Annotated in this window: 1 protein-coding gene; it reads left to right on the top strand. The window is 60.5% G+C overall.

Annotation, left to right across the window (positions count from 1 at the left end; translation table 11 throughout):
* Positions 1 to 349, top strand: a 349-nt coding sequence (locus tag H928_RS30010) for a GTP-binding protein (protein ID WP_192816973.1), incomplete at both ends; no start/stop codon positions are given.

The following is a 349-nucleotide window of genomic DNA, read 5'->3' as shown; positions in this document are numbered from 1 at the left end:
ACCAAGCCGCACGTGAACGTGGGCACCATTGGTCACGTGGACCACGGCAAGACCACGCTGACGGCTGCTATCGCAACCGTGCTGTCTGCCAAGTTCGGCGGCGAAGCCAAGAAGTACGACGAAATCGACGCTGCTCCTGAAGAAAAGGCTCGCGGCATCACCATCAATACCGCACACGTTGAGTACGAAACGGCTAACCGCCACTACGCTCACGTGGACTGCCCAGGTCACGCCGACTATGTGAAGAACATGATCACCGGCGCTGCCCAGATGGACGGCGCTATTCTGGTTTGCTCGGCTGCTGACGGCCCCATGCCCCAGACCCGTGAACACATCCTGCTGGCTCGCC

Origin of the sequence: Comamonas sp. B-9 (genome assembly GCF_000410635.1) — a bacterium.
Taxonomy (GTDB): Bacteria; Pseudomonadota; Gammaproteobacteria; order Burkholderiales; family Burkholderiaceae_C; genus Comamonas.
Note: the sequence above shows the minus strand (reverse complement) of the source record. Positions and strands in the feature narration are given on the sequence as shown.